General features: G+C 43.5%; 11 protein-coding genes. 9 read left to right on the plus strand and 2 right to left on the minus strand.

The genetic code is table 11. The features are described 5' to 3' along the window. Positions 1-361 precede the first annotated feature (361 nt). Positions 362-1,078: a response regulator transcription factor BfmR gene (gene bfmR / locus F885_RS18895; protein WP_004655457.1), complete on the plus strand. Its 717-nt coding sequence runs from the start codon at positions 362-364 to the stop codon at positions 1,076-1,078. 108 nt (positions 1,079-1,186) lie between these two features. Beyond that, a complete protein-coding gene (bfmS, locus tag F885_RS18890) occupies positions 1,187-2,827 on the plus strand; it encodes a sensor histidine kinase BfmS (RefSeq protein WP_004804758.1) in 1,641 nt (546 codons plus the stop codon). Positions 2,828-2,940: 113 nt separating this feature from the next. Here the strand turns inward: bfmS and F885_RS18885 are convergent, their stop codons facing one another. Together F885_RS18885 and F885_RS18880 are read right to left on the minus strand one after the other, a co-directional pair. Then, entirely contained in the window at positions 2,941-3,297 is a 357-nt protein-coding gene (locus tag F885_RS18885) for a hypothetical protein (protein WP_004804760.1), read from the minus strand. Positions 3,298-3,389: 92 nt separating this feature from the next. Next, positions 3,390-4,808, minus strand: a complete 1,419-nt coding sequence (locus tag F885_RS18880) for a GGDEF domain-containing protein (RefSeq protein ID WP_005312448.1) — start codon at positions 4,806-4,808, stop codon at positions 3,390-3,392. A 696-nt stretch (positions 4,809-5,504) separates the two neighbouring features. On the opposite strand from F885_RS18880, the gene ndhC reads away from it, so the two are divergent. The 7 genes from ndhC to nuoH all read left to right on the plus strand — a co-directional run bounded on the left by ndhC (position 5,505) and on the right by nuoH (position 14,176). After that, positions 5,505-6,056 (plus strand): NADH-quinone oxidoreductase subunit A, encoded by a 552-nt coding sequence (gene ndhC / locus F885_RS18875; protein ID WP_004804766.1) that lies wholly within the window; start codon positions 5,505-5,507, stop codon positions 6,054-6,056. A gap of 6 nt (positions 6,057-6,062) precedes the next feature. After that, positions 6,063-6,740 carry a NuoB/complex I 20 kDa subunit family protein gene (locus F885_RS18870; RefSeq protein ID WP_004655450.1) on the plus strand — a complete coding sequence of 226 codons (678 nt, stop codon included), beginning with the start codon at positions 6,063-6,065 and terminating at the stop codon, positions 6,738-6,740. A gap of 88 nt (positions 6,741-6,828) precedes the next feature. Further along, positions 6,829-8,616, plus strand: coding sequence for an NADH-quinone oxidoreductase subunit C/D (nuoC, locus tag F885_RS18865; protein WP_005312451.1), 1,788 nt, complete (start codon positions 6,829-6,831; stop codon positions 8,614-8,616). Positions 8,617-8,628: 12 nt separating this feature from the next. Beyond that, positions 8,629-9,138 (plus strand): NADH-quinone oxidoreductase subunit NuoE, encoded by a 510-nt coding sequence (nuoE, locus tag F885_RS18860; RefSeq protein WP_004804770.1) that lies wholly within the window; start codon positions 8,629-8,631, stop codon positions 9,136-9,138. Then, on the plus strand, positions 9,135-10,460 hold the full coding sequence (gene nuoF, locus F885_RS18855; RefSeq protein WP_004804772.1) for an NADH-quinone oxidoreductase subunit NuoF: 1,326 nt from the start codon (positions 9,135-9,137) through the stop codon (positions 10,458-10,460). The genes nuoE and nuoF overlap by 4 nt, the downstream gene beginning before the upstream one ends. An 11-nt stretch (positions 10,461-10,471) precedes the next feature. Beyond that, positions 10,472-13,156 (plus strand): NADH-quinone oxidoreductase subunit NuoG, encoded by a 2,685-nt coding sequence (nuoG, locus tag F885_RS18850; protein ID WP_005312454.1) that lies wholly within the window; start codon positions 10,472-10,474, stop codon positions 13,154-13,156. A gap of 3 nt (positions 13,157-13,159) precedes the next feature. Further along, positions 13,160-14,176 (plus strand): NADH-quinone oxidoreductase subunit NuoH, encoded by a 1,017-nt coding sequence (nuoH, locus tag F885_RS18845; protein ID WP_004804775.1) that lies wholly within the window; start codon positions 13,160-13,162, stop codon positions 14,174-14,176. Positions 14,177-14,179: the final 3 nt, after the last annotated feature.

Consider the following 14,179-nt stretch of genomic DNA (forward strand, 5'->3'; position numbering starts at 1 on the left):
GTTAACTGCTGAAATCACAGTCACATAGCATATCAAAGCCGTTAAAAAAGGCTTATAGATAACTCTGTGGATAACTCAAAAAACAGACACTTAAATTGTTTTGGGTGAATAAAGAAACAAATTGTTTAACATTGGCACAAAATCTATACTAAATATTCATCCTGTCGGAAAAAGCATAGAGAGCTGAAAAATATATTAAAATTCATAATTTTAATAAAAATATAACAAAAGGGGTTAGGCGTGTATCAGTTTGGTGAACGCCTACTTGTTTACAATGTAAACGTGTGTATATTGCAAAACATAAACCAATGTATCTGTCAGATTTCATAGATAGATTCACTCAGATTTTAGGGGCAAACAAATGAGCCAAGAAGAAAAGTTACCGAAGATTTTGATCGTAGAAGATGACGAACGCTTAGCACGTTTAACACAAGAGTATTTGATTCGTAACGGTTTAGAAGTTGGAGTCGAAACGGATGGTAATCGTGCAATTCGTCGCATTATCAGCGAGCAACCAGATTTAGTGGTTCTCGATGTGATGTTACCGGGCGCAGATGGCCTAACCGTTTGTCGTGAAGTACGTCCGCATTACCATCAACCAATTTTGATGCTCACTGCACGTACTGAAGATATGGATCAGGTTCTTGGCTTGGAAATGGGTGCAGACGATTATGTTGCGAAACCTGTTCAACCACGTGTGTTATTAGCGCGCATCCGTGCTTTATTACGCCGTACTGACAAAACAGTTGAAGACGAAGTTGCACAACGTATCGAGTTTGATGACCTTGTGATTGATAACGGTGGTCGTTCAGTAACGTTAAATGGTGAGTTGGTTGACTTCACCAGCGCTGAATATGACTTGTTATGGTTGTTGGCTTCAAACGCTGGCCGTATCTTATCTCGTGAAGATATCTTTGAGCGTCTTCGTGGTATTGAATACGATGGTCAAGATCGTTCGATCGATGTACGTATTTCACGTATCCGTCCAAAAATTGGTGATGACCCAGAAAATCCAAAACGTATCAAAACAGTGCGTAGTAAAGGTTATTTATTCGTTAAAGAAACCAACGGAATCTAAACTCTCTAAAGCCTCCTTTTAAAAGGGGGCTTTTCCCTTGATAGAGGAGGGGCTTGTACAGCGTGACTGTTCAGGAGAGATTTTAACTAGCTTGGAATTATTTACCCTATGGTAAGTCGAGTACTGAAAAACAGCATATTCTTGCGTATCTATGCTGGATTGGTGGTTTTGGTTGTTGTGGTTGCCGCATTTTGTTATTTGCTGGTGCAGATCATTAACTATCAACGGGCGCAAGAATATCGTGAATCTCTTACCGATGGCATTTCTTATGTCATTAGTGAAGGGGTATCTCGTCAGCCAGAAAAGCAACAAAAGTTAGATTGGATTTCCGATGCGTCTGATTTGCTGGAACTACCGATCTACTATGTCGATGCTGAACGGGTAGAACTATCGCGTACCGAGAAAAAACGTATTGCTGAGCAAAAGTCAGTGGTTCGTTATGATGCGAATAATGGGATTGGCTATATCATTATTGGCCTGAAAGACGACCCTAAGCATTTCCTCTATATTAAAGTCGATAAAATTGGCGAACGCCAAATGAAAGCGCTACCGATTTTTGTACTGGATTATTTGATTTTTTATCCGGGGCAGGAGCGTGAGTATTTAGACAAAATTAAAAAGCATTTCTATTACCCAATTGAAATTGCGGATATTAAAGACATTAATCTGGATTCGGAGCAGATTGGTCGTTTGCGCCAAGATCAAAGTGTGTTGCTGTATAAAGACAGTGCAACTGTGCGTGGCACCACCATTTCGATTGTTTCTCCGATGCCAAACCATCCTGCGCAAGTGCTGATTTTAGGGCCTGTTCCAATGTTTAATTGGATGCCGTTCCAGCTGTCAGCAGGGATCACCTTATTCAGCTTGTTCTTATTAAGTTTGGGTGTTTATGGCCTGATTTTACCGCTTGAGCGTAAAATTCGTCAGGTCCGTTATGCATTGAATAAGATGAAGTCGGGTGACTTGTCATTGCGTGTACCCATTGAAGGTACTGACGAAATGGCAAATTTGGCATCCAGTTATAACAATATGTCAGATCATATTCAGCGTTTGATTGAAGCGCAGCGTGAATTGATGCGTGCGGTGTCGCATGAACTCAGAACACCTGTGGCACGGATTCGTTTTGGTATGGAGATGTTGGCTGAAGAAGATGATTATAATTATCGAATTCAGCAAGTGGACATGATTGATAAAGATATTGAAGCACTCAATACCTTGATTGATGAGATCATGACCTATGCCAAATTGGAGCAAGGTACGCCATCTCTAGACTTCGAAGACATTGTACTGGTTGAAGTATTGGATCAGGTCGCAATGGAAACGGAAGCATTGAAGACGCAAAAAGAAATTGAACTGATTGCACCGCCTTTAGCCTTGAAAGTAGATGCAGAACGCCGCTATCTACATCGCGTGGTGCAAAATCTGGTTGGTAATGCAGTACGTTATTGCGATAATAAAGTCCGCATTAGTGGTGGGGTTCGTGCTGACGGCAATGCCTATGTTTGTGTCGAAGATGACGGGCCGGGGATTCCTGAACAAGAGCGCAGTCGTATTTTTGAGGCCTTCGCCCGTTTAGATGACAGCCGTACCCGTGCTTCGGGTGGTTACGGTCTAGGTCTGTCAATTGTCAGCCGTATTGCCTACTGGTTTGGTGGTACCATTCAAGTCGATCAAAGTCCAAACTTGGGCGGTGCACGCTTTATCATGACGTGGCCTGCCAAGCGTTATAAACAAGTCATTAAAAAATAAGTAGTGAAAAAGGAATGATAAATATCATTCCTTTTTTATTGATATCAATAAAAAAGCCAAAGTCAGATACTTTGGCTAAGTCAGGTCTTTCGGCGACCTTGAATTATTACTATTTATTCATGAACAGATGGATCGGGTTCAATCAATGGTTTGCCTGAGCGAAGGCTCTGCAATGCATCTGCATTGAAGTCAATCAGTAGTGCATTGTTCTTAATATCGATTTTATAACCTTTGATCAGGGTTTGATCTCCATTTAAGGTTTCGACTTTATAGCCATCGGCAATATTGAGAATACTTTCTAAATTGGTTGTTGTGGCGGCAAAATCCTCTCTAAATACTTCGTAAATGTCTCTTAAATCAAAAATTGCATTATCAGCATCTGGATGTTTTCGAACATAACTTTCTATATGGCGCATCAGAAGTTGTGAAAAAAAGAAATAATCCGAAGCGTGAGTGTATTCTAGATGCATATTTTTCTCCTTTTGTTCTCATTCTAGAATACTCATCTATTCGCGCTGCTGTGTATAAAGATAATTAAAGTATTTAGCTGAATTGCAACATATTATGTCGAAATGACAACTTGGTTTCGGCCCTGTCGTTTTGCTTGATACAGCGCATCATCGGCCTGCTTAAATAATTGCTCAATGGCGTGCTGATTTTCAGGTGTGCAGATACAAATTCCAATGCTGATTTGAATGAAAAAACGTTGCTGTTGTTCATTTTCAATCGGGGTTTGGCTGATCTGTAGGCGGATTTTTTCGGCGCAGAGATAAGCTGCATCGGCATCGGTGTCGGTCATAAAGATAGCGAACTCTTCACCGCCTAAACGACCGAGCAAGTCTTGAGGGCTAAGTAGGCTCTGAATGGTGTGCACGCAGCTTTGCAAGGCACGATCACCCATCTGGTGCCCATAGCTGTCATTCACTTGTTTAAAGTGATCAATGTCGAGCATAAGAAAGGCCGTACTTTGACCAGCCTGTGTTGCTTGCTGCTGGAACAGTTGTACCGATTGTAGAAATTGGCGGCGGGTCAGGCTGGAGGTGAGTTCATCATGCGCAATGGTATGTTGCAATTCTTGGATTAGCTTGGATCTCACCATATTGATACTGGACACGGTGAGTGGGGCAATCGTCATCATAATCAGTCCAAGGCGGATTGAGATGGCATTATTTAAAAATTGCTGGGGGTAAAGTAGCAGGTAGTTCTGTGAGACGTGATAGATCACAAAGGCGCAGCTGATCGAGGTAATCATTGCCACTGAAAAATGACGATAGCTCAATGCACACCAAATCAGTGCCGCAATTGGATAAAGTAGGGAGCCGGGGCCTGCATCATAGTAGCCAATTGCAATGGAGAAAATAACTGCAAATAGCGGTAAACTTTCTTGTACCGTTTGGGTTTTAAACTCTTGGAGTTGCTGTTTAAATTCACTCCAAAGCGGAGCACTAATGATTGCCGGGAGCAGTAATAATGCATTTTGAATTTCCGCAGTAAACCAATAGCCAAAATCAATCCAAAATGAACCTAAAGCAAATTTGGTGTTAAATAAAGGTAGGGTGAGGGCTGCAAATAACGAGCTAGCCAAACCACCGATACAGCAAAAACTAAATAGAAATAGATAAAAATAACCATGATGCATCGAACGGATAAATGCATTAAATTTGACATATAGGGCCAATGTCGTGATGACGTAGAGCAGGTTTGCTGAGGTTAGACAAATATTGAGTAAAAAAGGCGTATCTTGTGAGGTATCGGCAAGTAGATAACCCACGATTGCCCCAATAAAACTGATCGGGTGGCGTGTTTGCGGAAAACGAATGAGTAAGCCGAGCAGAACCGAGTTGGCAGGCCAAAAAGAGGCAAGAAAGGTGAGGTGTCTGGTTGCGATACCGAGTAGGCAGCACAATAGAATTATCCCACTAAAAAGTAGAAATAATTGTAAAAGGGAGCGTGGTTTTAATGCTGCATAGGCTTGGGGCATGCTGACGCGGTTCTATGGGGAGGCAAGGTCGCGCTATTATATAGGGTCTGTTGAGATTTCACAGATGCTTGCGACAGAGGACATTTTTTAGACGGTACAAGGCAAGTTTTACGAAACTTAGTTATTCTAAGTGAGTGAGACCTAACGCCGTAACGGCAAAAAAAGTCCCTGTCCTTGCGCTGCGTCAAAGCAATGCTTTGCTCTTGCTTAGGTTATGGCTAAAACCTCCATAAACTGCGTTATGAAACTTGGCAAGGGGATCACCATTGCCTGCATTTCATGCCTTGTTTCTGTCGTTTTAGCCGATAACGCAATGCATGGCTGAAATGTCAACAGGCCCTAACTTCTGTTTAAATTTTCATCATAAATTTGTATCAATGCAATGATTTAGTTCGTGCTGCAATATATTGGGGCGAACCACTCAAAATTTAGATTTTTTCACGATGTAGAAAAAGAAAAAAATGATCAATATAGTCTTCTTGATTAGATAATTCGATTTTTAGGGGTGAATTAACCGTGATCTTGGTTATATCGGTAAATTTAAGGACAAAATCATCCGAAAGACTAAAGCGCTTCAACTAGCATGAGAAATTAGAAATCAGGTACAATTGGCGGGATTAATTTTGTGTTTGGTGTATTTGAAGGCCAATACATACATTCTTTGTTAAAAATAGGCCTGCCAGGAGTTATCCCCGCATGAGTGCCATTACTCCATACGAATGGGCAATAATTGCCTTCGTGATCGGCGTTACATTTCTTTGCGTTTTTATGCTCACTGTTCCCTTACTCCTAGGGGGTAAAGCATGGGGACGTGCAAAGCAAGAGCAGTTTGAATCAGGTGTAGTTGGTGCGGGCGGTGCTCGTATCCGCTTGTCAGCCAAGTTCTATTTAGTTGCAATTTTCTTTGTGGTTTTCGATCTGGAAGCCCTCTATCTCTACGCTTGGGCAACTTCAGTTCGTGAAGTCGGTTGGGTTGGTTTTGCAACTGCTGCTGTCTTTATTTTAGTTTTATTAATCGGTTTGATTTATGAGCTTTCTACAGGCGCACTTAACTGGGCACCTTCAGATCGTCGTAAAGCAGCTGGGATTAAAACCAAAATAGGTTCGCCAAATATGAACATTGCTGACATTACGCGATTCAATAATATTGAAGAGTTAGTTGTCGATCCTACTGGTCATATTCCAGCACAGTCTTCAGGTCGTGTTAAATCTAAAACACCGACTACATCATTACTTAAAAAGGAGTAAGTCGGGATGAAATATACTTTAACCCGTGCGAATCCAGATGCCGATCAATATCCATTACAAGATCGTCAAATCGTAACTGATCCACTTGAGGAAGAAGTTAATAAAAGCGTGATGATGACGCGTCTTGAAGATGTGTTGCATACAGCGGTGAACTGGGGGCGTAAAAACTCTTTGTGGCCTTTTAACTTTGGTACTTCATGCTGCTACGTTGAATATGCAACGACTTTAACGGGTGTACATGACTTATCCCGTTTTGGTGCTGAGGTTATTCGTGCTTCACCACGTCAAGCAGATTTGATGATTGTTGCAGGGACCTGCTTTGTCAAAATGGCACCTGTAATTCAACGTTTGTATGAACAAATGCTTGAGCCTAAATGGGTGATCTCAATGGGTGCTTGTGCGAACTCTGGCGGTATGTATGACATCTACTCTGTGGTTCAAGGTGTCGATAAAATTATTCCTGTTGATGTGTACATCCCAGGTTGCCCGCCTCGTCCAGAAGCATTGATTCAAGCATTGATGTTACTTCAAGACCAAATTCAACTAGAGCGCCGTCCACTTTCAGCGGTTATTGGTGATGATCTTCAGCCTGTGTATAAGCCAAAGATGATGCCAGAACGTGACCGTAAAAATGCTGAACGTATTGCGGTGAAAAACTTACGCTCTATGGATGATATTAAATAATTTTGACGATGAGTTTTTGACATGTCCCGTGATGGGTATGGTCATCGGAAAAATTGCCAGAATTTGTATTAAATAGGAAGCCAAGCCAATGGCTGAAACTGACATTGCTATGCCAGAATCAACACCAGTTGATTCCCGCCCTGCATTTGCAATCGTAGAAGAGCTCAAAACCAAATTTGGTGAGAACTTCTATGTGCAGACGACTTTTGAAGAGTTTCCAACAGTCTGGGTTGAGCGCGCACGCGTGCAAGAAGTCCTTATGTTCCTCCGTAAAGTGGAACGTCCTTATGTGATGTTGTTTGACTTATCAGCGGTAGATGAGCGTTTACGTGTTCACCGTGATGGTTTACCAGCATCTGACTTCACTGTGTTCTATCACTTGTTATCTCTAGAGCGTAATAGTGATATTCGTATTAAAGTTGCGTTGAATGAAAATGATTTAAGCATTCCAACTGCAACCAACATTTGGCCAAATGCCAACTGGTACGAGCGTGAAGCTTACGATATGTTCGGTATCGATTTCGCAGGGCATCCAATGCTCCGTCGTATCTTGTTACCAACCTATTGGGAAGGTCACCCATTACGTAAAGAATATTCAGCGCGTGCGACAGAATATACGCCGTATATGCAAGACCAAGCAAAGCAAGATTTCGAACAAGAACACTTACGCTTTGTACCAGAAGACTGGGGTCTAAAACGCGGTAATGACGATGAAGACTTCATGTTCCTGAACTTGGGTCCTAACCATCCATCTGCACACGGTGCTTTCCGTGTGGTATTACAGTTGGACGGTGAAGAAGTGAAAGACTGTGTGCCTGATATCGGTTATCACCACCGTGGTGTGGAAAAGATGGCTGAACGTCAAACATGGCATTCATTCATTCCTTATACCGATCGTGTTGACTACCTCGGTGGTTGTGCGCAAAACATGCCATACGTGATGGCTGTTGAGCAGCTTGCTGGTATTAAAGTACCTGAGCGTGCACAAGTCATTCGTGTGATGTTGAACGAATTATTCCGTATCAATAACCACTTGTTGTTCTGTGGTACAGCGATTCAGGATGCGGGTGGTATGACTCCTGTATTCTATATGTTCGCAGACCGTCAAAAAGTCTATGACATCGTTGAAGCGATTACGGGTTACCGTATGCACCCAGCATGGTTCCGTATTGGTGGTACAGCACACGACCTTCCAAATAACTGGCAAAAACTTGTTAAAGAGTTGCTAGAGTGGATGCCGAAACGTTTGAACGAGTACTACACAGCAGCGCTTAAAAACTCAGTATTTATTGGTCGTACGCGTAACGTTGCGCAATACGATGCTAAATCTGCGTTGGCTTGGGGTGTAACGGGTACTGGTTTACGTGCGACAGGTATTGATTTTGACGTTCGTAAATATCGTCCATACAGTGGTTATGAAAACTTCGACTTTGATATTCCAGTGGAATATGAAGGCGATGCATATGCACGTGTCTTGGTTCACTTCCGTGAAATTACTGAGTCGTTGAAAATCATTCAACAGTGCTTGGATAACATGCCATCTGGTCCTTATAAAGCGGATCATCCATTGGGTGTTCCACCACCGAAAGATAAGACATTACAAGATATTGAAACCTTGATTACGCACTTCTTAAGCGTATCTTGGGGTCCAGTAATGCCTGCTGGTGAGTCATCATTTATGACGGAAGTCGTGAAAGGTGCGAGTACTTATTATTTGACTTCAGACAAGTCAACGATGAGTTACCGTACCCGTATTCGTACACCGACATTCACTCACTTACAGCAAATGCCTTCAGTGATTAACGGCAGTTTGGTTTCTGACTTGATCATTTATTTGGCGACCATTGACGTGGTTATGGCTGACGTGGATCGCTAGGGGTAAACGATTATGATGATTTTGACTGATAAAAAACCACGTGTGAATGTTGAAGGGATTTTGACTGCTGACGAAATTCATGACATTGAACATCACATTGGTCACTACCCGTACCCACGTGCAGCCTCTTTGGATGCTCTGAAGTGTGTACAGCGCCGTAATGGTTGGGTAGATGATGCACAAATGAATGCGATTGCACAGTTGTTGACGATGAGTGTGGCGGATCTTGAAGGTGTTGCAACTTTCTATAACCGTATCTACCGTCAACCGGTTGGTCGCCATGTGATTTTATTGTGTGACTCAATTGCATGCTTCTTGATGGGTGCAGAAACTTTGGCAGAAGCGTTCCAGCGCGAGCTGGGTATCCAGTACGGACAAACCACAGCAGATGGCCGTTTTACCTTGCTCCCAATTTGCTGTTTAGGCAACTGCGATAAAGGTCCAACTTTAATGATTGATGAAGATACGCACGGTCTTGTGGACGTGTCATCAGTTAAACAGTTATTGGAGAAGTATGTATGAATACTGAACCAAAACCAATTTATGGCGACGGTAACCCAGAAACGCATCCATTAACGTGGCGTTTGAGCAAACAAGAGTTTGTTCGTGCTGCCGATGAGTACGAAGCACTTGAAGGTTATGCCGGCTTTAAGAAAGCATTGAGCATGCCGCCAAAAGACGTGCTTGAAGTGATTAAAGCTGCGACAGTCAAAGGTCGTGGTGGTGCAGGTTTCCCAGCGGGGATCAAATGGTCATTGATGGCGCCAAATGATGGTGGTCCACGCTATTTGATCTGTAATGCCGATGAAATGGAACCAGGTACCTTTAAAGACCGTTTGTTGATGGAAAAACTTCCGCATCAATTGATCGAAGGTATGCTGATTGCAGGTTATACCTTAGAAGCAACTCAAGGTTATATCTTCATCCGTGGTGAATATGTTGAAGCAGCTCAATACTTAAATGAAGCATTAGAGCAAATCCGTGCCAAAGGTTACTTGGGTGACAACATCCTTGGAACAGGCTGGAACTTTGATATGCATGTTCACACTGGCGCAGGTCGTTATATCTGTGGTGAAGAAACTGCATTGATCAACTCGCTTGAAGGTCGTCGTGCCAATCCGCGTACTAAGCCACCATTCCCGCAAGTTGCAGGGGCATGGGGCCGTCCAACGATTGTCAACAACGTTGAGACCTATAACAACTTGCCAGCGATTATGCTTCGTGGTCCTGAGTGGTACATCAATCTTTCTGCTGGTAAGTCGAAAGATCCGGGTACCAAGATCTATGGTGCATCAGGCAAAGTTAAATTCCCTGGTCTTTGGGAACTTCCATTTGGTACAACAGCGCGTGAAGTGATTGAAGAACATGCGGGTGGTATGCGTGATGGTCTTACTTTGAAAGCATGGTTACCAGGTGGTGCTTCGACTGACTTTTTAGCAGCTGAGCACATTGATTTGCCAATGGATTCTGAAACGATCATGAAAGCGGGTTCACGTTTAGGTACCTGTTTGTTGATGGTTGTGGATGAAACTCAATGTATGGTTTCTGCTACACGTAATTTAGAAGAATTCTTTGCGCGTGAATCATGTGGTTTCTGTACACCATGCCGTGATGGTTTACCTTGGGCAGTTAAAGCGCTTAAAGCACTGGAAGCAGGCGAAGGTAAGAAAGAAGATATCGATCACTTACAAGAACTTACTCGTAAATTGTGGATTGGTAAAACTTTCTGTGCTCACGCACCAGGTGCGATGGAGCCGCTTATGGGCGCACTTAAATATTTCCGTGGCGAGTTTGAAGCAAAGGTTAAAACCCATGCCCCTGCTCTAGACGTAGAACAAGCTTAAGGAATTCGACTATGGCTACAATTCATGTCGATGGAAAATCGTATGAAGTCAACGGTACTGAAAACTTGCTACAAGCATGTTTAAGCCTTGGCATCGACATCCCGTATTTTTGTTGGCACCCATCCTTAGGTTCTGTTGGTTCTTGTCGTCAATGTGCGGTGACTCAGTACGCAAATCCTGAGGACACACGTGGACGCTTGGTGATGTCATGTATGACACCTGCTGCCGACAATACCTATATTTCGATTGAAGACAAAGAAGCAACGGATTTCCGTGCGTCGATTGTTGAATTCTTAATGACCAACCACCCGCACGACTGTCCAGTCTGTGAAGAAGGTGGTCACTGTCATTTACAAGATATGACCGTCATGACGCAACATGACCGTCGTCGCTATCGCTTTACCAAACGTACGCATCACAACCAAGAGTTGGGTTCGTTTATTGCGCATGAGATGAACCGTTGTATCGCATGTTATCGTTGTGTGCGTTACTACAAAGATTATGCGGGCGGTACGGACTTTGGTGTATATGCCAATGCTTCACGTGTTTACTTTGGTCGTCCAGAATCAGGCACTTTAGAGTCTGAATTCTCTGGTAACTTGACTGAAGTCTGCCCAACGGGTGTATTCACGGATAAGACTCATTCAGCACGCTATAACCGTAAGTGGGACATGCAGTATGCGCCAAGCGTATGTCATGGCTGTTCTTCAGGTTGTAACATTTCTCCGGGCGAACGCTATGGCGAAATCCGTCGTGTTGAAAACCGTTTCAATGGTTCAGTCAACCAATACTTCCTTTGTGACAAAGGTCGTTTCGGTACAGGTTATGTGAATCGTGAAGATCGTCCACGTCAACCGCAGTTCCGCAATGGTGAAACTGTTGCGACTGTGAGTGTTGATCAGGCACTTGATCAAGTGATTACTCAACTTCAAGGCAAGAAAGTGTTAGGTATTGGTTCACCACGCGCAAGCTTGGAATCAAACTACGCACTGCGTGAATTGGTCGGACAAGACAATTACTCAACAGGTATGTCTCAAAAAGATCAAAACTTGGTTGAGTTAGCTGCATCAATCATGCAAACACAGGGTATCTATAACCCGAACATGCGTGAAATTGAAAGCTATGATGCGGTGTTGATCTTGGGTGAAGACCTAACTCAAACTGCGCCACGTATGGCATTGTCTGTTCGCCAAGCTGCGAAAAACAAAGCCAAAGAAATGGCTGCTGCGACACGTACACCAGACTGGTTAGCAGAACCTGTACAACGTATCGGTCAAGATGCAAAATCACCAATCTATATCCTTGCTGCAACACAAACGCGTTTAGCCGATGTTGCAACAGGTGAAGTGGTTGCATCTCCAAATGATATCGCACGTTTAGGTTTCGCGGTTGCTGCTGCTGTTAAAGGTGAAGCACTCTCTGGTTTAGCTGATGATGCCAAAGCATTTGCGCAAACTATTGCAGATACGTTGAAAGCGGCGAAAAAGCCATTGATTATCTCTGGTACCAGCTTACAAGATCCTGCGATCATGGAAGCTGCAGCTCAAGTTGCACAAAACTTAGGTGAACATGCAGGCTTGTCATTGACTGTTCCTGAAGTGAACTCAATGGGCTTGGCGCTGTTTGGTGGCTTAAGCTTAGAACAAGCATTTGCACAAGATTATGATGCAGTGGTTGTGATTGAAAATGACTTAACTCGTCGTTTACCAGTGGGTCAAGTGAAAGCTGCATTTGACAAGGCTGAAACTGTGATCGTACTCGATCATAGCGAAACTGAAACCTTGAAACTTGCGGATATTGTACTTTCGGCTGCAAGCTTCGCTGAAGGTGACGGTACTGTGGTGAGCCAAGAAGGCCGTGCACAACGTTTCTATCAAGTGTATGACCCAAGCTACTACAAACCTGAATATGCGATTAAAGAATCATGGCGCTGGTTACATGCCATTGAGACAGGTCTCAAAGGCAAAGCAGTGGACTGGACATTGCTTGATGATGTGATTGATGACATCGTGAAGAATGTTCCTGTGCTTGCTGCAATTGAAGACGTTGCACCAGATGCTGGCTATCGTATCCACGGTTTGAAAATTGCACGTGAACCACGTCGTTACTCAGGTCGTACCGCAATGCGTGCACCGTTATCGGTTCACGAACCTAAGCAACCGACGGATATCGACTCTGCATTAACGTTCTCGATGGAAGGTTATGTAGGGAATCAGACTGCATCTTCATTGGTACCTTTCGCATGGTCTGCGGGTTGGAACTCACCACAAGCTTGGAACAAATACCAAGATGAAGTGGGTGGTCACTTAAAAGGTGGTGATTCGGGTGTTCGTTTATTCGATCGTTTAGCAAAACGTCCTGCGCGTAGCTATGTGGCACCTTCAGCTGTTGTTGTGAATCCTGAAAGCTTCCGTCTTGTGCCAATGCACCATATTTTTGGTTCTGGCGAATTCACCATTAAAACACCTGCGATGGAATCTCGTATTCCTGAAGCGATGTTTGCTGTGGGTGAGCAAGATGCGACACGCTTAAATGTTCAAGATGGTCAACGTATTACAGTGAAAGCGGGTGAAACGAGTATTAGCTTGCCAGTACAAGTGATCGAATATTTACCAACAGGTTATATTGGTTACCCAATTGGTTTAGCACCAACTGTTTCATTGGCAGAGCCTGTTTCTGTGGCGGTAGGAGTGTAATTCATGAATCAAGAAATTATACGTCAAACGCCACTTTGGGCTGAGAACTGGCCAATCGCTTATTCAGTGATTCAGGCGATTGTGATCTTGCTGGTGGTGGTTTTGGTTGCTGCTTTGATGTCATTTATTGAGCGTCGTCTCTTGGCATTATGGCAAGACCGTTATGGTCCAAACCGTGTCGGTCCGGGTGGTATGTTCCAGATCGTTGCCGACATGCTTAAGATCATGTTCAAAGAAGACTGGACACCAAAGTTTGCTGATAAGCTGACTTTCCGTTTAGCACCAGCAGTTGCGATGGCAACTGCGGTACTTTCATTCATGGTGATTCCAGTAAGTCCTACACTGGGCGTTGCGGATATGAGTATCGGCCTATTGTTCTTTATGGCAATGGCGGGTATTGCAGTTTATGCCGTGTTATTTGGTGGTTGGGCGTCTAACAACAAATACTCATTACTCGGTGGTCTTCGTTCTGCTGCTCAAACCATTTCTTATGAAGTGTTCTTGGGTATCTCGTTGATGGGTGTGGTTGCGATTGCAGGTTCATTCAACCTTCGTGAAATTGTTGAAGCACAACGTGATATGTGGTTCATCATTCCTCAGTTCTTAGGTTTCTTGATCTTTGTGGTTGCGGGTGTTGCGGTCACGCATCGTCACCCATTTGACCAACCAGAAGCTGAACAAGAATTGGCTGAAGGTTACCATGTTGAATATGGTGGTATGAAGTGGGGGATGTTCTTCGTTGCGGAATACGTCAACGTTGTTTTGATCTCGGCTTTGATCGTGACTTTATTCTTCGGCGGATGGCTTGCACCATTTAACTTAGAAATTCCATTTGTTCCACCATTATTCTGGTTCGTGATTAAAACAGCATTCTTCGTAATGATGTTTGTCTTGGCGCGTGGCTCGTTAATGCGTCCACGTTATGACCAAGTGATGAACTTTGGTTGGAAAGTTTGTTTGCCATTGGCGTTGGTCAACTTGTTAGTGACTGGTGCTGTGATTCTGATGAATCAGGCCTAGGAC

Source organism: Acinetobacter higginsii (assembly GCF_000369845.1).
Lineage (GTDB): Bacteria > Pseudomonadota > Gammaproteobacteria > Pseudomonadales > Moraxellaceae > Acinetobacter > Acinetobacter higginsii.